15 protein-coding genes are annotated in these 18,781 nt (G+C 38.8%); 4 read left to right on the plus strand and 11 right to left on the minus strand.

The annotated features are described in order from the left end of the window. The first annotated feature begins 87 nt into the window (after positions 1 to 87). The 3 genes from AC23ME_RS01360 to AC23ME_RS01370 all read left to right on the plus strand — a co-directional run bounded on the left by AC23ME_RS01360 (position 88) and on the right by AC23ME_RS01370 (position 5,748). Positions 88 to 1,236, plus strand: a complete 1,149-nt coding sequence (locus tag AC23ME_RS01360) for an acyltransferase family protein (RefSeq protein WP_487725949.1) — start codon at positions 88 to 90, stop codon at positions 1,234 to 1,236. Positions 1,237 to 1,376: 140 nt separating this feature from the next. Beyond that, complete coding sequence (locus AC23ME_RS01365) at positions 1,377 to 4,238, plus strand: M16 family metallopeptidase (RefSeq protein WP_487725950.1); 2,862 nt, start codon at positions 1,377 to 1,379, stop codon at positions 4,236 to 4,238. 283 nt (positions 4,239 to 4,521) lie between these two features. Next, entirely contained in the window at positions 4,522 to 5,748 is a 1,227-nt protein-coding gene (locus AC23ME_RS01370) for an LVIVD repeat-containing protein (RefSeq protein WP_487725951.1), read from the plus strand. 44 nt (positions 5,749 to 5,792) lie between these two features. Here the strand turns inward: AC23ME_RS01370 and AC23ME_RS01375 are convergent, their stop codons facing one another. Beyond that, positions 5,793 to 7,349: a glycoside hydrolase family 10-like protein gene (locus AC23ME_RS01375; RefSeq protein WP_487725952.1), complete on the minus strand. Its 1,557-nt coding sequence runs from the start codon at positions 7,347 to 7,349 to the stop codon at positions 5,793 to 5,795. A gap of 148 nt (positions 7,350 to 7,497) precedes the next feature. Here AC23ME_RS01375 and AC23ME_RS01380 point away from each other — a divergent pair, with 148 nt between their 5' ends. Then, positions 7,498 to 8,409 carry a hypothetical protein gene (locus AC23ME_RS01380; RefSeq protein ID WP_487725953.1) on the plus strand — a complete coding sequence of 304 codons (912 nt, stop codon included), beginning with the start codon at positions 7,498 to 7,500 and terminating at the stop codon, positions 8,407 to 8,409. A 100-nt stretch (positions 8,410 to 8,509) separates the two neighbouring features. Here AC23ME_RS01380 and AC23ME_RS01385 read toward each other — a convergent pair whose 3' ends face one another. From AC23ME_RS01385 to AC23ME_RS01430, 10 genes are all read right to left on the minus strand, one after another. Further along, positions 8,510 to 9,940: a Gfo/Idh/MocA family protein gene (locus tag AC23ME_RS01385; RefSeq protein WP_487725954.1), complete on the minus strand. Its 1,431-nt coding sequence runs from the start codon at positions 9,938 to 9,940 to the stop codon at positions 8,510 to 8,512. Positions 9,941 to 10,266: 326 nt separating this feature from the next. After that, positions 10,267 to 11,058, minus strand: a complete 792-nt coding sequence (locus tag AC23ME_RS01390) for an endonuclease/exonuclease/phosphatase family protein (RefSeq protein WP_487725955.1) — start codon at positions 11,056 to 11,058, stop codon at positions 10,267 to 10,269. 57 nt (positions 11,059 to 11,115) lie between these two features. Next, positions 11,116 to 12,447: an argininosuccinate lyase gene (gene argH / locus AC23ME_RS01395; protein WP_487725956.1), complete on the minus strand. Its 1,332-nt coding sequence runs from the start codon at positions 12,445 to 12,447 to the stop codon at positions 11,116 to 11,118. A gap of 76 nt (positions 12,448 to 12,523) precedes the next feature. After that, positions 12,524 to 13,591, minus strand: a complete 1,068-nt coding sequence (locus tag AC23ME_RS01400) for a M20 family metallo-hydrolase (RefSeq protein ID WP_487725957.1) — start codon at positions 13,589 to 13,591, stop codon at positions 12,524 to 12,526. Between the two features lie 76 nt (positions 13,592 to 13,667). Continuing rightward, entirely contained in the window at positions 13,668 to 14,471 is an 804-nt protein-coding gene (gene proC / locus AC23ME_RS01405) for a pyrroline-5-carboxylate reductase (protein WP_487725958.1), read from the minus strand. Positions 14,472 to 14,912: 441 nt separating this feature from the next. Further along, complete coding sequence (gene argB / locus AC23ME_RS01410) at positions 14,913 to 15,701, minus strand: acetylglutamate kinase (protein WP_487725959.1); 789 nt, start codon at positions 15,699 to 15,701, stop codon at positions 14,913 to 14,915. A gap of 70 nt (positions 15,702 to 15,771) precedes the next feature. Beyond that, positions 15,772 to 16,116, minus strand: a complete 345-nt coding sequence (locus tag AC23ME_RS01415; RefSeq protein WP_487725960.1) for a VOC family protein — start codon at positions 16,114 to 16,116, stop codon at positions 15,772 to 15,774. A 69-nt stretch (positions 16,117 to 16,185) separates the two neighbouring features. Beyond that, the gene (locus tag AC23ME_RS01420) at positions 16,186 to 17,169 is read right to left on the minus strand and encodes a Rossmann-fold NAD(P)-binding domain-containing protein (protein ID WP_487725961.1); all 984 of its coding nucleotides are present in this window, start codon (positions 17,167 to 17,169) and stop codon (positions 16,186 to 16,188) included. 33 nt (positions 17,170 to 17,202) lie between these two features. Continuing rightward, entirely contained in the window at positions 17,203 to 17,574 is a 372-nt protein-coding gene (locus AC23ME_RS01425) for a four helix bundle protein (RefSeq protein ID WP_487725962.1), read from the minus strand. A gap of 4 nt (positions 17,575 to 17,578) precedes the next feature. Then, a complete protein-coding gene (locus AC23ME_RS01430; protein ID WP_487725963.1) occupies positions 17,579 to 18,727 on the minus strand; it encodes an aspartate aminotransferase family protein in 1,149 nt (382 codons plus the stop codon). Positions 18,728 to 18,781: the final 54 nt, after the last annotated feature.

Below are 18,781 nucleotides of genomic sequence, written 5' to 3' on the forward strand. Positions count from 1 at the left end.
AGTCGTCGAAATGACGTCATTCGATAAAATATCTTCTATCTTTAGCGTAACAAACTAAATGATAGAAGATATTTTTATTTACAGACAATGGAAACCAAACCACAACGCCTCCTTTCTTTAGATTTTTTTAGAGGTTTAACCGTAGCTGCCATGATTTTGGTAAATAACCCTGGAAGTTGGGGTCATATTTATCCGCCTTTGGAACATGCTGCATGGAACGGCTGCACTCCTACCGACTTAGTTTTCCCTTTCTTTTTATTTATCGTTGGCGTATCTATTGCCTACGCGATGGGCAGCAAAAGAGAAATTCCAACATCTCATGGACAAACGATTTGGAAAGCATCAAAAAGAGCTTTCACACTTTTCCTTTTAGGTTTTATTTTAGCTTTTTTCCCAAGAAATTTTAGTGATTTCAATTTTATTGAAGCGTTGAAAACGGTTAGAATTCCGGGTGTTTTGCAAAGAATTTCGGTCGTTTTCCTTATTTCATCTATTTTATTTTTAAAGCTGAGCGATAAAAGGCTTTTCCAAACCATTGTAGCTTTGTTATTTGGTTACTGGGCATTAATGACTTTTGTTCCAGTTCCCGATTTCGGCCCTGCCAACTTAGAAAAGGAAACCAATTTGGGAGCTTGGTTAGACAGAACCATTTTAACTGAAGCACACCTATGGAAATCGGCAAAAACTTGGGACCCAGAAGGAATTTTGAGCACCTTACCAGCCATTGGCACTTGTTTAATCGGTGTATTGGTTGGCACTTACCTTAAAAAGAAAACCATAGAACCAGCTACCAAAATTGCTTGGCTATTTTCTGCTGGCACACTAATGTTTATGGGTGGTTTACTTTGGGATTTGTCGTTCCCAATCAATAAATCTTTATGGACCAGCTCTTATGTTTTATACACTGGCGGATTAGCGACCGTTATTTTAGCCCTGTCTTATTGGCTGATTGATGTGAACCAATACAATCGTTTTACAAAGCCCTTTGTAGTTTATGGCGTAAATGCTATTACGGTTTTCTTTTTATCCGGCTTGATGCCTCGATTGCTAAATATGATTAAAATTGATTTGAACGGAGAAAAAACTGGAGCATTGAGTTATGTAAACAAGGCTTGGTTTGTGCCTAATTTCGAAAATCCAATGAATGCTTCTCTGGCTTACGCTGTTGCATTTGTGCTCTTTTGGTATGTAATACTTTGGGTGATGTATAAAAGGAATATCATTATTAAGGTTTAAATAAGGGGGGAAGGAAGGATGGAAGACTAAAGTTGAAAGTTGCCTCAATCTTAACCTCACCCTCAATCTCAAATCTATTTGTAACTTTAACATCCACATCTTATCTAAAAAACAAAATACCCTTAACTAAATTTATATCAATGAAAAAAAATCTGCATTTACTTGCTGCCGGTGCGCTCTCACTTGTGTTAGCCCAGCCAGCAATTGCACAGAAAAAAGCACCAGGCAAAGCTCCTGTTGCTAAAACTGCTGTAAAAACAACTGCAAGCCAAACCCTACCTAACGATCCAAACGTTAAAATTGGCAAACTGCCTAATGGCTTGGTGTACTACATCCGTAAAAATGTTGAGCCTAAAAATAGAGCTGAACTTTATTTAGGGAACAAAATTGGCTCGTTAATGGAAAATGAAGACCAATTAGGTTTAGCGCACTTTACAGAGCACATGGCTTTTAACGGAACTAAAGATTTTCCTAAAAACGAAATCATTAATTACCTACAAAAAGCTGGCGTACGTTTCGGTGCCGATTTAAATGCATACACAGGCTTTAACCAAACGGTATATCAATTACCGATTCCTACAGACAGCGTTGAAGTTTTCAAAACAGGTTTCAAAATTTTAGCTAACTGGGCTGGAAAAGTAACTATGGACGGTGCAGAAATTGACAACGAACGTGGAGTTATTGTTGAGGAAGACCGTCAACGTGGTAAAAATGCACAACAAAGAATGAGCAATCAGTTGCTACCTTTCTTGTTGGGCGATTCGCAATACGCTAAACGTATCCCAATTGGTAAAGTTGAAGTATTGCAGAACTTTACCCACGATAAAATCCGCAATTTCTACAAAGATTGGTATCGTCCGAACTTACAAACTGTAATTGCTGTTGGTGATTTTGATGTTAACGAGGTTGAAAAACTGATTATCGCTAACTTCTCTGAACTGAAAAACCCGGCAAACGAAAGAGCAAGAACTTCTTACAGTATTCCTGACAATGCACAGCCTTTAATTAAGATTGCTACAGATAAAGAACAGCCTTACAACGTAGCTCAAGTAATTTACAAGCAAAAACAAGGTACTGTAAAAACAGAAGCTGACTACAAACTGCAAATGACACAGGGTATGGTAAACAATATGTTGGCTGCCCGTATTACTGAGCTTACACAAAAGGGAACTGCTCCTTTCTTGTTTGCTCAAAGTAGCTATGGTCCTTATCAAGGCGGAATGGTTTGGGATATGAGCGCACTACAAACTGTAGCTGTAGCAAAATCGGGTGCCGAATTAGAAAAAGCTTTAGTTGCTGCATTAGCAGAAAATGAGCGTATGGCTAAATTTGGCTTCACTGCTGGCGAGCTGGAAACTGTGAAAAAGAAATTGGAAGCAGGTATCGAGAAGCAGTTCAAAGAAAAAGACAAAACTAAATCTGCTGCTTACGTTCAACAGTATTTGAACAACTTCCTAATTGGTTCGGCTATTCCTTCGGCAGAGTACACTTACGAGCTTTCTAAAAAAATGCTTAACAACATCACCTTAGCTGATATTAACGCAGCTGCAAAGGCAATGGTTACTAAAACTAACCAAATTGTGGTGGTTCAGGCTCCAGAGAAAGAGAAAGAAAATCTACCTACAGAAGCCGCATTATTAGCAGCGATAAAAACTGCTGGTAACGGTGTAACTCCTTACGTAGACAACACTGTAAATAAGCCTTTAATTGCGCAGGCTCCTAAAGCTGGAACAATTGTTAGCGAAACAAAAAATGATAAAATTGGTGTAACAACTTTAGCTTTGAGCAATGGAGTAAAAGTGGTTTTAAAACCAACTGATTTCAAAAACGACCAAGTAATTTTCACATCGTTTGGTAAAGGTGGTGCTTCATTAGCTAGCAATGACGATTTCATTTCTGCTGAAAACGCAAACCTAATTGCACAAAGCGGTGTGGGAGATTTTAATCCAACGCAATTGACCAAATACTTAGCAGGAAAAACAGCTTCTGCTGGTGCTTATATCGATGATTTGTACCAAGGTTTCTCTGGAAGTGCTTCGCCGAAAGATTTAGAAACTGCATTCCAGTTAATCTACGCTCGTGCAACTAATCCACGTAAGGATACAGAGATTTTTAACAAAAACATTAGCGACTATAAAGTAATTACCGCAAACAAAGGTAGTAACCCAAGCAGTGTATTTGCAGATACAGTACAAGCTGTAATGGCTAATTACCACAAACGTGGGATGCCTACAACTTTAGCTGATATTGATAAAATCAACATCGATAAAGCTTATGCTTTCTACAAAGACCGTTTTGCTGACGCTAGCGGACAAACCTTCGTTTTCGTAGGTAACTTCGATGTAGAGAAAATCAAACCTTTTGTAACTACTTATTTAGCAAGCCTACCATCATTAAACAAAAACGAAAACTTTGTAGATAATGGCGTAAATCCTCCAAAAGGAAAAGTAAGCAAAACCGTTAAAAAAGGTTTAGAAGACAAGGTTACTGTACAATTGTTATTCCATGATGATTACGTTTACAATGCAGAGAACAATGTGATGTTAGATGCTTTGAAAGCGGCATTAGATATTAAAATCACTGAGCGTTTGCGTGAGAAAGAAAGTGGTGTTTATAGTCCGGGTGTATCTTTAAGCGTTCAGAAAAACCCAACCGCACATTACTATTTCACTATTTCATTTAACTGCGCTAAAGCTAATGTAGATAAGTTAATCAACGCTGCTTTAGAGGAAGTGAATGCCTTTGCTAAGAATGGCGTAACTACAGAAGACTTGCAGAAATTCAAATCTGAAGAATTGAGACAAGAAGAGTTAAGCCTTCGCGAAAATGGATTTTGGTTGAATTATTTGACTAACCGTTTAAAATACGGCGATAACTTAGAGCAAGTTTTAGGTAACACAGCACGTATTAACGGCGTAACTGTTGATGCAACCAAAGCTGCTGCGCAGAAATATTTAAATGGCGATAACTATATTCGTTTGGTGTTGTTGCCAGAGAATTAATAGTAATTTTCATTACTAAAGAAGGGGATGTCTAATAAGCATCCCTTTTTTTATTTAAATTCAATTTGACAATTGAACCTCAAAGATTGCTTCGTCGATACTCTCCTCGCAATGACGAAAATGAGAGCGTCATTGCGAACTGAAGCTCAAGGCGTAGCGAGGAGTGAAGCAATCTTTCCAATGATTTATCTCTCGGCGGTTAACACAGAAGTTTTTATTTTCAAACCTTGTAGCGTTTAGCAATACTTCATCGTATCTATCTAAAACCAACCAATACAACCATATGAAAAAACTTCTACTCAACAGCATTTTCTTCGTACTCACCCTTGCAACGCTAACTCAATGCAAAAAAACCACGAATAATTCATCGCAGTTAGAATTGATAGAAATAGCTAAAACCGTAACTGTAGAATCTATCAGAGCAGAAACAACCGGACTTACCAAACCCGCCAAAGTATTAAGAACGGGGAAAATCTACATTTATAAAAACTTCTTATTTATCAACGAAGTAAGAAAAGGCATCCATATTTTCGAAAATTCTGATCCGAGTAAGCCTGTTAACGTAGCATTTTTGAAAGTTCCAGGAAATGTAGATATGGCAGTTAGTAATGATATTTTATATGCTGACAGCTATGTTGATTTACTTGCATTTGATATTTCCTCAATTAACAATATCAAAGAGGTGAACAGGCTGAAGGATGTTTTTATGCAGTTTTACGCTAATAATGCCGCCCAAAGATATGTGGTTACCTACAAAGACACATTAGTTAAAAAGGGTTATCACAAAGATTTAATGTATGCTTCTACAACAAGTAATGCATTTTCGTCGGGACAAGGTGGCTCTATGGCTCGTTTTACCTTGCTTAACGATCATTTGTATACCGTCGGTCATACAGATTTGAGTTTGTTTAATACTAAAACTGCAGCAAACCCAACCTTTGTAAAATCTATCAATTTGGGTTGGGGTGTAGAAACTATCTTTCCTTACGAAAACAAGTTATTTATTGGCACCAACACGGGCATGCACATTTTTAACGCTGCTGATGCTGCCAACCCTGTAAAACTGTCTACCTATAGCCATGTTTTTGCCTGCGATCCTGTAGTGGTGCAAGGCAAGTACGCCTATGTTACCCTTAGAACTGGTAACTTCTGTATGCAAGCAGTAAACCAATTAGAGGTAGTTGACATCGAAGATCCTACGAAACCTAAACAAGTGGCGGCATTCCCAATGAAAAATCCGCATGGTTTAAGTGTAAGCGGCAATAACCTATTTTTATGTGAAGGCGATTTCGGTATCAAAAGCTTCAACATCACCAATAAAAACAAAATCGATGATAATCTTTTACAACATCTTAAAGACATCAAAAGCTTTGACGTAATTGCCGGCCCAAAATCACTCATTGTTACCGGCAAAGATGGCGTTTATCAGTTTAATTATAGCAACGCAGCCAACCTAATACAATTAAGTAAAATTAAACTCCAAAGATTACCAATAGAAGGGTGGGATTAAACTCAGCTCAAATAGACTTGCGGAGCTCATCAACTTCGTAAGTCTTATTTCGCTTCTACGCCTACTGGGCCACTCGGCTCACTTTCGTTCTTAATTCGATCTAAAGCCGTCACTAAATAGCTGTAACGCTTGCCCTTTTCTATGTTAGTATCCAAGAAAAAAGCATAATCGTTAAAGGCAATACGTACAATGTTTTTAGCATTAAGCACATCCACCTTCTCTCCTTCTTCAAAACGATACACCACATAACCCGATGCCGTTTCTCCATCTTTTGCACGCAAAGGTTTAGTCCATTTTAAATGAATACCATCTGTCTGTGCATCTGCAGTCAAATTTTGAGGTTCGTTTGGCACTACATCATCAATCCAAGGCATTTGTGGCGGCAAAGCCGGATATTTGTAAAAATCGGTACGTAGTGAATCTGCCAAACCACGTGCTACCGTAGATAGTGATTTGGAACTGAAGAATATACTTCCCTGAGTTCTGTTATTTGCCCTTATAGCCCTAATTTGGTTAGGGATTTCATTTGGTCTGCCCCAAGCTGCTTCCTTTTTTGTATTTCCGTTATGAATTAGATAGGCTGCCTGACCAATGTACAAATGACGCCCGTAAGTATTTTTATTCCACCAATCTAACAACACCTGAAAAGGAGCCGCAGCACGAGAAAATGAAAAGTAAATCTGAGGATTGATATAGTCTACCCAACCTTCTTTGATCCATTTTCTAGAATCAGCATATAACTCGCCGTAATTAGATAAACCGTTTGTCTTCGAGCCAAGTGTATCCTCTCTAAAATTTCTCCAAATACCAAATGGACTGATCCCAAACTTAATGTGTTTTTTATAATGATGCACGCTGTCGTTCACCATCTTCACTAAAAGATCTACATTATTTCTACGCCAATCATCAATTTTTGTAAATCCATTGGCATATTTAGAAAATGTAGCGCTATCGTTAATTGTTTGTCCAGCTATGCGGTAAGGATAGAAATAATCATCAAAATGTACACCGTCGATATCATATCCCTTAACTACATCTAATATTACTTGTGTGATGTATTCTCTATTTTCAGGAATACCTGGATCAAAGAGAATTTGTCCGCCGTAGCGATAAAATAATTCTGGTCTTTTGTTAGCGATGTGGTCTGGATAAACTTGCATTTTAGCGTGCATAGTTACCCTATACGGATTAAACCAGGCATGCAGCTCCATCCCTCTTTCGTGAGATTCTCTAATAGCAAAAGTTAAGGGATCGTATCCGTCGGCTGGTGCCAATCCTTGCTTGCCCATCAGCCAATGGCTCCAAGGTTCTCTAGATTTGGCATAAAGTGCATCGGCAGTTGGTCTAATTTGTAACAGAATGGCATTTAATCCATTTTTTTTGTGTTGCTCTAAAATGCCAATTAGCTCTTGTTTCTGTTGGTCGGCAGTTAAGCCCTGTCTAGAAGGCCAATCTATGTTAGCTACTGTTGCTACCCAAACACCTCTAAATTCTCTTTTAGGCGCAATTTTTATATCCTGTTGTGCGTTTAATGTTGACACATTTAGCGTTGCGAGAAAAAGCGATAAAAAGATGTGGTATTTCGATAAATATTTAGACATTTTAATTATTTGAAGTAAGCTAATATGTTAACGCATATTGGCGAGTTTACTTACAAAAGTGACATTATTTTTATACTTTTTTGATTTTTTATTAAGTTAGCACTCACTTTAACGCTACAGAATTACTTAATGGATACTAGAAAATATAATGCAGACACCCGAAAAAGCTGTAGATAATAAAGTAGACCGCAATAAGGTTTACTTCCTAATTATTGTAATTGTTGCACTATTAGGCATCAATGGCTACCTATATTTCAGAGATCAACAGCAATCTAGCAGATTTGTTACCATTAGTTCGGAAAAAGACCGTTTGAAACTCGAAGTAGAAAAAATAGAAGTAGAACTTGACCGTGTTAATCTATTAAATGTTACACTAAATGACAGGTTAATTGAAGAGCAAAAGTTGGCTAGAGAAAAAATTGCTGAACTTAAATTAGCACTAAAGAAGGGTGAATTAACCCAACAGGAACTAGATGAAGCACATAAGCAAATTGTTACGCTAAAAGACTTTGTAAAAAGTTACAACAATCAAATCGCTATTCTGGAACAAGAAAATTCTTACCTTAAAACTGAACGCGATAGCTTAAAAACAAGTATCAGCAATTACAACGAGCAAACTGAAAATTTACGTAGAGAAAATAGAAATCTAAATAAGAAGGTTAAGGCAGGCTCTTCTTTAAAAGCTGCAAACATTAGTGTAACGGCATTTAGGGTTAAAGACAATGGTAAAACTTCGTTAGTCACCAAAGCAGGTTCGGCTAATAAACTAACCATAGATTTTGGCATTGCTCCAAACGATTTAGCTGAAAAAACTTACCATCGCATTTTTTTAAGGGTTATTGATCCGGCGGGAAATTTAATTGCTGATGAAAATAACATGTTTGAAGCCGATGGACAACAAATGCAATATAGCAGAGCCATAGAGATCTCATATAATGATGATGATACGAGATACAAGATAGATTGGATTAACCCGAGGACCTTCATTAAAGGCACCTACGGAATTTTCTTGTATGCAAATGGCTTTCTAATGGGGAAATCAGAAATTGAGCTAAAATAGGATTAAAAGAGATTTTAACAGAAAATCCCGCTAGGAAAACCTAACGGGATTTTTTGTTCTTAGTTTTCATCATTCCTTCTCGCAATGACGAGATGGTCTATTACATCTTAATATCCATCACCTTGCTTTTCTTACGACTTTCCTCTGCCATAAAACCCATGACGTGACTTTCTATAGAGTCGTCAATAGTTGAAGTAAGTAAAGCTGGATTTTTTTGTGAAACCGCTTGCACAAAATCTCTTACTAGTAACCAATCTCCACCACCGTGACCACTGTTTTTGTATTCTTCTACATCTTCTGCTTTCGGGATAAACTTTGTGTCTTTACGGGTTTTGAAATCGTAGTGAACCAACTCAGTCATATCTCCAACTAAATCACCCATTGAGCCCATCACCCTAGTTCTTCTGCCGTGATATGACGTGAAGGCTTCCATTGAGAAACTAGCCGTTACACTATCTGCAAATTGGATGTTAGTGATGTAATGGTCTGGTTGATCGTTTTCCATTCGGTATACGCAGCGACCGTAATTAGTGGTCTTCAGTTTTTCTGTGATGTAGGCTTTTCTGTCTTTTGTTCCGGCAGGCACATCGAAAACCGAAGTACGTTTATTTAAATCTACATATTCTTTAATGGCAGAATAAGGGCATTCTCGTTCTACCTTACAACCATCGGTGCAACGAGCAGTACTGCCCGCTGGTGCATTTACCGACCTAAACCATTTTAAATCGCCCATGGCAGATATTTTTTGGCTAGGTTTATTGATTACCCATTTGATGATATCCAAATCGTGGCAAGATTTCGCTAAAATGATTGGCGTAGTTGCTTTTGAATTATGCCAGTTTCCTCTCACGTAAGAATGCGCCATGTGTGTATGCTCAATCGGCTCGAAATGCTGAATGCTAATTACTTCACCAATAGCTCCTTTCGCAATCAGCTCTTTCATTTTTACAAAGTACGGTGCATAACGTAAAACATGGCAAACCGCTACAATTCGGTTGTTCTTTTTGGCCAAGTTTAAAATATCTCTGCACTCTTTTTCTGTGGGTGCAATAGGCTTTTCTAAAAGGATATCGTAACCCATAGCCAAAGCTTTCATACATGGCTCGTAATGCATGGCATCTGGTGTAGAAATGATTACAGCATCTGCAAATTTTGGACGCTTAAAAACATCTTCCCAAGTATTGAAGCGGTTTTCTTTAGCGATATTATGGATTTTCGCATACCTATCGTTTCTGAACTCTATAGGCTCAGCAACTCCTACAATCTTAATCTGGTCGGTAAATTTAGCTGCAAAACCTCCATAAACCATCCCTCTATTACCTGCTCCAATAGTAATTGCCGTTACTGGTTTATCTAAGGGTTTATGCTCCGGATTATCTGGGATGTTGTACAAAAAAGAACGTTCGCCAATTTTTGCAAGCACATCTGTGCTAATCAGTGATGCTCCTGCGGCAAAGGAAAGTGTCTTGAGTAAATTTCTACGGTTCATGATATTTTGGTTATAGATTGCTTTGTATAACCAAATATACATTTCATTTAGTTTTGAATTATTCTAAATTACTTTTATTTTATTTCGATTTTTAACAAAAAGAAAACAAATAAAACATATTGAGTTGATTTTGACGGTTTGATTGGTGGCGATATGAAATGGCTTTGTTAAATAAACCTGATGGAAGCGGATATATTTTTGTAGCGTCATTTCGAAGGAGGCACGACTGAGAAATCTGTTAGTTAGAAGCACATAGTTTGGAGATTTCTCTCTGCGTTCGAAATGACGGAAAACGTTCTCAAAAAGATATTAGCGGACAGCAGGACTATCGAAACCGATGAAACACTGACCTACCTTTTCAAATAAATTTACTTAATCACAATTTTAGCTGCAATTGGTAAATGGTCTGAAGCTTGATGCTCTTGAATAACTTCATGGTGAAGCACCGAAATCTTGTTATTCTGCTTAAAAGCGATGAAATCTATGGTGCGTTTTGGATTGACCACAGGAATGGTAAAACCGCAATCGGTGCAAGTTCTGGTAAAGGTTTTGTCTAACAACTGGATGGTTGCCGTATTTGGCATGGCATTAAAATCGCCAGCTACAATGAATGGCTTCTTTTCTTTTTTGGCTTGTTGCGCTATTTCAGAGATTTGGATTAACCTTAAAGCTTCGTCTTTTGTATGGTCTAAATGGGTAGATGAAAACTTGATTTTCTTTCCACTTTTTAGCTTCACAGTTACGGTTGCTAAAACTCTATCTTCCGCTTTGCGACCTTCTATTCTTGAAAATTTTAAGGTAGTTTCTTCTTCTATTGGAAATTTAGACAACACAGCAACACCATAATCGCCGCCATCGTGGTCAATTGCCTTGGCAAAATAGAAATGCATATCTAGCTTTTTCGCCAAATATTCGGCTTGGTTAATGTTTCCCGAACGTTTGATATTCACGTCTACTTCTTGTAACGCTACTAAGTCTGGTTTTTGTGCAGCAATCACGCTGGCAATGGCGTCTAAATCTATTACATCGGGCTTTGTTGGTGGATTACCGTGGTGAATGTTGTAACAAACGATGATTAAAGTATCTGCCTTTTGTGCAAATGTGTTGATACCGATGAGTGTTAAAAAGAACAGCGAAAAAGTTAGTATAACAGCTTTCATATCATTTATTTTAATGAGCTATAGCATTAAGATTGCTTCGTGCCTCGCAATGACGAATTAACGAACCAAATCTTCGATAGCTTTATTTACTTTCTCGAAGCCAAATTGACTTAAAGTCTGTTTCATTCCAGCAGTAATTTCCTCGTTCATTAAGTTGCCGATGGTACCTTCGTGTGTATGTTTTACCTCGTACATCGGTTTGAAAGTGCCGGTTTCAATTTGCTCGCCAACCACTTTGTAGGCATCTCTAAATGGCATTCCGTTTAATGCCAACTCATTTACCACTTCAACGCTGAACAGGTAATCGTATTTTTTGTCTTTAAGGATATCGTCTTTAATGCTGATGTGCTGCAACATGAAAGTAGTGATTTCCAAACATTCGTTCAACGAAATAAACGATGGAAAAAGGTTTTCTTTCAGTAACTGTAAATCTCTATGGTAACCCGATGGCAAGTTGGTAGTCATCATTGCAATTTCGTTAGGCAAAGCCTGAATTTTATTACAACGCGAACGAACCAGCTCAAAAACATCTGGGTTTTTCTTGTGCGGCATGATGCTACTTCCCGTAGTCAGCTCTGACGGGAAACTGATGAAACCGAAGTTTTGGTTGATGAACAAACAAACATCCATGGCCATTTTGGCTAAAGTTGCCGCTACAGATGACATTGCCTGCGCTAAAATTCTTTCCGTTTTTCCACGACCCATTTGGGCGTAAACTACATTATAATTTAAGCTTTCGAAACCTAATAATTGGGTGGTTAAAGTTCTGTTTAGCGGAAATGAAGAGCCGTAACCCGCAGCCGAACCTAGTGGGTTTTTATTGGTAATTTTCCAAGCGGCCAACATCAATTCCATATCATCAGCCAAGCTTTCTGCATAGGCTCCAAACCACAAACCGAATGATGATGGCATTGCGATTTGCAAGTGCGTATAACCTGGCAACAATTTGCTTTTGTGTTCTTCGCTTAGTTTAATAAGCTGATTGAACAAAGCCTCGGTATTGCTTACCATTTCTTCGATACAGCTACGGAAATATAGTTTCAAATCTACCAAAACTTGGTCGTTACGTGAGCGACCGCTATGGATTTTCTTGCCTGCCTCGCCAATGCGCTGCGTTAGCAACCATTCAACCTGCGAGTGCACATCTTCTACGCTGTCTTCAATAACGAAGTTGCCTTCTTCAATTTCTTTGTAGATATTTTTCAGCGCTGATTGAACTTCAGCTAGCTCATCGGCGGTCAATAGATTGATGGTTTCTAGCATTTGCGTGTGTGCCAAAGAGCCCAACACATCAAACTTTGCCATTTGTAAATCTAGTTCACGGTCTTTGCCTACGGTGAAGTTTTCTACAAATTGGTTTACATCAATATTTTTCTGCCAAATTTTCATTTTAATTTACGATTTTAGAATTACGACTTACGATTTGTTCGCTTCTATTTAAGTTGTTGCTATTTTATATCCTGTGCTAATTCAACCCCACCACTGGTTTCAACATCGCGATATAACCTTCAATCCCCTGTCTAATTTCATCGACATATAAAAACTCATCTGCCATGTGCGAGCGACCAGAAAAACCTGGACCACATTTTAACGATGGGATAGACAGTAACGCTTGGTCTGAAGTTGTTGGAGAACCGTAAGTGGTTTTTCCTAAAGCAACGCCCGATACCACAATTGGGTGGTTTTTATCGATTGATGATGGTTTTAACCGCACCGACCGTGGTTTCACTTCACAGTTTACATGCTGCTTGATGATTTCTACCACTTCCTCGTTGGTGTAGGCATCCGTTACGCGAACGTCAACGGTGAAAGTACAATTTGCAGGCACTACGTTGTGTTGCGAACCAGCGTTAATAATCGTAACCGTCATTTTAACCGGACCAAAAACATCAGATACCTTTGGAAATTGATAAGTGCGAAACCATTCGATATCTGGCAAAGCTTTGTAAATCGCGTTTTCGCCTTCTTCTCTAGCTGCGTGACCGGCTTTTCCGTGAGCAGTACAGTCGATTACCAACAAGCCTTTTTCGGCAATAGCCAAATGCATTTCCGTAGGTTCTCCAACAATGGCAAATTCCAATTCTCCCAAATCTGGGATTACCAATTCTAAGCCATCATTACCCGAAATTTCTTCTTCAGCAGTTGCCGCCAAACAGAAGTTATATTTTAAATTTTCCTGCTCGTAGAAGTACAAGAAAGTCGCAATTAGCGATACCAAACAACCGCCAGCATCATTACTACCCAAACCAAACAACTTGCCATCTTCAATGGCAGCATCGTAAGGGTCGCGAGTATAGCCCGAATTTGGCTTAACCGTGTCATGATGCGAATTTAATAGAATTGTTGGTTTAGCAGCATCAAAATATTTGTTATAAGCCCAAACATTGTTCAGCTTACGGTTAACTTTAATACCATGCTCTCCTAAAAACTGCGCAATTAAATTCGCAGTCCTATCTTCTTCCTTGCTAAAAGACTGAATACGGATTAAATCACGCAATAATTCAGTACTTTCTTTAATTAGTTTTTCAATCATTTTGTGTGTTTAAAGCTGAAAGTCCAAGGCTAAAAGCTCATAAAACCTCTTGCTAAAATGCTTTAAGCCTTTAGCTCTATTCATTATACAACCCGCCAGCTTTTTTAGCCGATAGTTTAATTCCTTTAATTAGCGACGAACTGAAGCCATTATGTTCCATTTCATTCAGGCCTGCAATGGTGCAACCCTTCGGCGAAGTTACTTTATCTATTTCAGTTTCTGGGTGCGTTTCGTTCAATAACAGCAAATCTGCTGCTCCTTTTGCCGTTTGCACTGCCATTTTTAAGGCATCGTGTGCATGAAAACCAATTTCTACACCACCTTGCGATGCCGCTCTAATGCTACGCAAAAAGAAAGCGATACCACAAGCACATAAAGCAGTTGCCGACGTCATTAAATCTTCTTGAATAGTTACCACAGCACCAACAGTTTCGAATAAAGTCACTACTTCATTCAAATTTTCTTCCGTAGCAGTGTCTGTAGCTACGCAAGTCATGCTCTGACCAATAGAAATTGCGGTGTTTGGCATTGCTCTAATTACCTGCACATTTTCGCCAAGTTCTTTGCGAACATCGGCACAGCTCACCCCCGAAATTACCGACACAAACAATTGCTTTTCTGGATTTACCGCTGGAGCCAATTGCGTTAAAACTTTCTTCAATTGTTGCGGCAAAACTGCTAAAACAACAATATCTACACCTTCAATTGCAGCTAAATTATCGTCGCTTACATTAAAACCAGCAGCCACTTCTTCCGTCATCAATTTGATGTTTCTACGGGTTAAAGTGATATTTTCTGCCTTGCAATAAGCTTTGTTGACCAGCCCTTTCGCTAAAGAAAGTCCGATATTTCCGCTACCGATAATGGTTATTTTTTTCATTGTTTTGTGATTACACAGATTTTATGATTTCACCGATGTTTCGATGTTTATTATTTTATTTTGAAAAGCAGTTTTTGTGCTCTTTTTATTGTTCAGTCCTGCTATTCGCTTCAATCTTTTTTAAACTTCTTGTCATGCCCCCCTCTCCGTCATTGCGAGAAGGAACGACGAAGCAATCTTTCAAGTTGGGCGCAATAAAAAAGTATTTCCGCTACTATCAGGTTTAGTATACTTCATTTGTGCAAACCACAACCAAACACCCCGCCTTTCAGGCACCCCTCTAAAAGAGGGGAATGCATAGTTTTCAAACACCAACCTATTCCGTAATTGCGAGCTTTGCAAAGCAATCTCATTCGCTTTAAGATTGCTTCGTGCCTCGCAATGACGATATGGCTAAGCTAGGTCAAAAACCTTATACCTTCCACCTTTAAACCTTATACCTTATTTCAACAATTTCGTTCCAAAAGTCCCTTTTTCAATTTCCGCTAATTCATCGGCTTTGCCAATATAAACCGAAGTAACACCTTTATTAATCGCTTCAAAAGCGTTGTGCAATTTCGGTATCATTCCACCTGCAACAGTGCCATCCGCTTTAAACGGTTCAAAATCTGATGAACGGATTTCTCTTACTACCGTGGCATCATCGCTTACATCCTTCAAAACCCCTTTTTTCTCGAAGCAATATACCAAATGCGTTTCATAAGCACTCGACATAGCTACAGCTACCGCCGATGCAATTGTGTCTGCATTGGTATTCAGTAATTGCGTTTTACCATCGTGAGTGATGGCACAAAGCACAGGTACAAATCCAGCTTGTAGCAAGTTGGAAAGCGAGCTAACCGAAACCGAGCTTTCGTCCAAATCACCTACAAAACCGTAATCAATTTCTTTTACCGGACGTTTTTTTGCTTTGATGATATTTCCATCTGCACCGGTTAAACCGATAGCATTTGCTCCCTTGGCTTGCAGCTGCGCCACAATGTTCTTATTGATTAACCCAGCGTAAACCATCGTAACCACACGCAAAGTATCGATATCGGTAATCCTTCTTCCATCAACCATCTTTGCTTCAATACCTAACGAAGCACTAGTTTCTGTCGCAATTTTACCACCACCGTGAATTAAGATTTTCGGTCCTTCTAACGCAGTAAAATCTTCCAAAAAATGATGCAAATTTTCGGAGTTATCGATGACGTTTCCGCCGATTTTTATGATGGTTAGTTTTTGCATTTACGCTGTTTTATCTGTTGAAAAGTTGGAATGTTGGGCTTCGACAGGCTCAGCCTGACAAATTGCATTTTTATTCCGACCAAACTGCTAATTCGTAGCCGTCAGGGTCGGTAAATTGGAAACGTCTACCTCCAGGGAAGCTAAAAATATCCTTCACAATTGTTCCGCCCGCAGCCAACACTTTGTCTCTCGTCGCTTCAAGGTCTGATGAATAAAGTATCACCAAAACAGTTCCATTAACGGGTTCGCCTGTGGTAAATCCTCCATCAACATATTCACCTTCAAACGCAGTATAATCGGGTCCGTAATCGGTAAACTTCCAACCAAAGCACTTGGTATAAAAATCCTTTGCCCTATTAACATCTGCTGATAGGAATTCGATATATTGTATTTGTTCGTGTTTTAGTTTTTGCATTTTTTTTGAGCTTAAAGTTTAAAGCGAAACGCTAAAAGCTTTGGGCTTTTAGCTTTAGTCTTTCTGCTTTTATAATTCCTCCAACATTGCTTTTAACACCGCTTGCGCAGACCACAATCTATTTCCAGCTTCGTGGATTACCAATGAATTTGGCCCATCCAATATTTCTGAAGACAGTTCTAAATCCCTACGAACAGGTAGACAGTGCATTACTTTTGCGTTATTGGTTAACTTTAGTTTTTCGTTGTTCATCATCCATCCCTCTGGGAAATCTAATAACTTACCATACTCTTTGTAGCTGCTCCAGTTTTTCACATAAACATAATCAGCATCAGCGATAGCTTCATCTAAATTATGAGAAATCTTAGCACCTGGAGTGAAACTTTCTTCGAGTTCAAATCCCTCTGGTTGTGCGATGGTAAAATCCAACATTCCTTCTGCCTGCGCTCTACTCATCCACTCGGCAAACGAGTTTGGAACTGCTTGCGGCAAGGGTTTAATGTGCGGTGCCCAAGCCAAAACTACTTTCGGCACTTTTCCGTTCGCTCTATCTGCAATAGGAATTGGATTAGTTTCTGTGATGGTAATTAAATCTGCCAAACTTTGCAAAGGATGTCTGGTTGCGCTCTCTAAACTCACCACTGGCACACCACAAAACTTCACGAACTTATTAAAAAACTCTTCGTTATAGTCTTCGTCTCTGTCTTGCAACTTCGGGAAAGAACGCAAACCCAAGATATCGCAATACTCGCCCATTACGGCAGCAGCTTCGCGGATATGCTCTACAGTTGTACCATTCATGATGATACCATCTTGCGTTTCCAAAGCCCAACCTTCCTTATCCATGTTCATCACCATCACATTCATTCCTAGGTTAAGGGCAGCCTTTTGGGTACTTAAACGCGTACGCAAACTCGGGTTCATAAACACCAATCCGAGGGTTTTATTCTTGCCCAAATCGCCATACGCATAAGGACTTGCCTTCAGCGCCAAAGCACTTGATACTAATTGTTTGATGTCGATTACATCATGTACGGAAGAAAACAACTTCATATTTTAAAAGGTATAAGGTTTAAGGTATAGGGTTTAAGGTTTTCCTGCACCGTTTCTTAAAAATTTCAAAAACGAAATTAGCATCGCTCTAACTTCATTAATTGACTGGTTCACTTTATTATATTCTTCTTCACTTATGTAATTCAATTCTAAAGCACATAAGCAACAATAATCTATTTCATTTGTAGAACCTAACGCTGTATCTAGAAAATGGGCAAAATCCTTATCAGTAAATCTTCCACATCCTTCTACAATATTTAAAGGGATGGATAGTGAAGCTCTAGTTAATTGAGAGGCTAATTCAAATCGCTCTTCTTTGGGAAATTGCGTGGCAATACTCTTTTTGATGAACATATTCAGCTCATGCGCCTTTTTCCAAACATCGAGTTTTTTGTAGTCCCTCATAACCTTAAGCCTTATACCCTACACCATTAACCGCTTTCTCAAAAGCACTTAAAAACTCATCTGCATGCTCCTTCGTTAAGTTTAAAGCTGGCAACAAACGAATTACATTAGGTTTAGCTTCTCCTGTAAACACGAAATGCTTGAACAACAAATCTTTCTTCACGTGAGCCAATTCTTCTGGCAATTCAATGCCAATCATTAAACCTCTACCACGAACTTCTTTTACTTGCTCAAATTTTTGCAATTGCTCAATTAAGTAAGTTCCTACTTCTTCAGCATTTTTCATCAAGTTATCTTTCTCGATTACTTCCAACACCGCTAACGCCGCAGCGCAAGCCAAATGGTTACCTCCGAAAGTAGTGCCTAGTTGTCCGTGCCAAGGTTTAAACTTCGGAGCGATAGAAATCCCAGCGATAGGAAATCCGTTGCCCATTCCTTTTGCCATGGTGTAAATATCGGCATCTACGCCAGCCCAATCGTGCGAATAAAACTGTCCTGTTCTGCCATAGCCACATTGTACACTATCAGCGATGTAAACTGCGTTATATTCGTCACAAAGTGAACGGATTTTTTGTAAGAAACTTTTTGAAGCTTCTCTAATGCCGCCAACACCTTGAATGCCTTCGATGATTACCGCAGCGATTTCATTTCCGTGTTTAGCAAATTCATCAGCCAATGCTTGCTCATCGTTGAAAGGCAAGAATGTGATATTCTCGGTTTCGTTAACTGGTGCTACAATTTTCGGATTATCCGTAGCGGCAACTACTAAAGAGGTACGTCCGTGGAAAGCGCCTTTAAATGCTATGATTTTCTTTCTTCCGTTGTAAAACGAAGCTAGTTTCAAAGCATTTTCGTTCGCTTCAGCGCCAGAGTTCAACAAGAACAACTGGTAGTCGGTTTTACCAGAAACCTGACCTAATTTCTCTGCCAGCTGTGTTTGCAAAGGAATTTTGATCGAGTTAGAGTAAAATCCAACTTTGTTTAATTGCTCGGTTAAACGTTGCACATAATGTGGGTTGGTATGACCAATGCTAATTACCGCATGACCGCCATAAAGGTCTAAATATTTTTGTCCGTTAGCATCCCAAACATTGCTGCCTGATGCTTTCGTGATTTCTATGTCGTTTAATGGATATACGTCGTATAAGTTCATTTTTTCGTTGTTGTTGTCATCCTGAAGAAAGAAGGATCTGTATAATCGTTTGCA

The organism is Pedobacter sp. T50_32, from assembly GCF_057652195.1.

Coding starts and splice junctions, on each gene's coding strand:
- AC23ME_RS01360 (WP_487725949.1), top strand. CDS start 88: ATGGAAACCAAACCACAACGCCTCCTTTCTTTAGATTTTTTTAGAGGT.
- AC23ME_RS01365 (WP_487725950.1), top strand. CDS start 1,377: ATGAAAAAAAATCTGCATTTACTTGCTGCCGGTGCGCTCTCACTTGTG.
- AC23ME_RS01370 (WP_487725951.1), top strand. CDS start 4,522: ATGAAAAAACTTCTACTCAACAGCATTTTCTTCGTACTCACCCTTGCA.
- AC23ME_RS01375 (WP_487725952.1), bottom strand. CDS start 7,349: ATGTCTAAATATTTATCGAAATACCACATCTTTTTATCGCTTTTTCTC.
- AC23ME_RS01380 (WP_487725953.1), top strand. CDS start 7,498: ATGCAGACACCCGAAAAAGCTGTAGATAATAAAGTAGACCGCAATAAG.
- AC23ME_RS01385 (WP_487725954.1), bottom strand. CDS start 9,940: ATGTATATTTGGTTATACAAAGCAATCTATAACCAAAATATCATGAAC.
- AC23ME_RS01390 (WP_487725955.1), bottom strand. CDS start 11,058: ATGAAAGCTGTTATACTAACTTTTTCGCTGTTCTTTTTAACACTCATC.
- argH (WP_487725956.1), bottom strand. CDS start 12,447: ATGAAAATTTGGCAGAAAAATATTGATGTAAACCAATTTGTAGAAAAC.
- AC23ME_RS01400 (WP_487725957.1), bottom strand. CDS start 13,591: ATGATTGAAAAACTAATTAAAGAAAGTACTGAATTATTGCGTGATTTA.
- proC (WP_487725958.1), bottom strand. CDS start 14,471: ATGAAAAAAATAACCATTATCGGTAGCGGAAATATCGGACTTTCTTTA.
- argB (WP_487725959.1), bottom strand. CDS start 15,701: ATGCAAAAACTAACCATCATAAAAATCGGCGGAAACGTCATCGATAAC.
- AC23ME_RS01415 (WP_487725960.1), bottom strand. CDS start 16,116: ATGCAAAAACTAAAACACGAACAAATACAATATATCGAATTCCTATCA.
- AC23ME_RS01420 (WP_487725961.1), bottom strand. CDS start 17,169: ATGAAGTTGTTTTCTTCCGTACATGATGTAATCGACATCAAACAATTA.
- AC23ME_RS01425 (WP_487725962.1), bottom strand. CDS start 17,574: ATGAGGGACTACAAAAAACTCGATGTTTGGAAAAAGGCGCATGAGCTG.
- AC23ME_RS01430 (WP_487725963.1), bottom strand. CDS start 18,727: ATGAACTTATACGACGTATATCCATTAAACGACATAGAAATCACGAAA.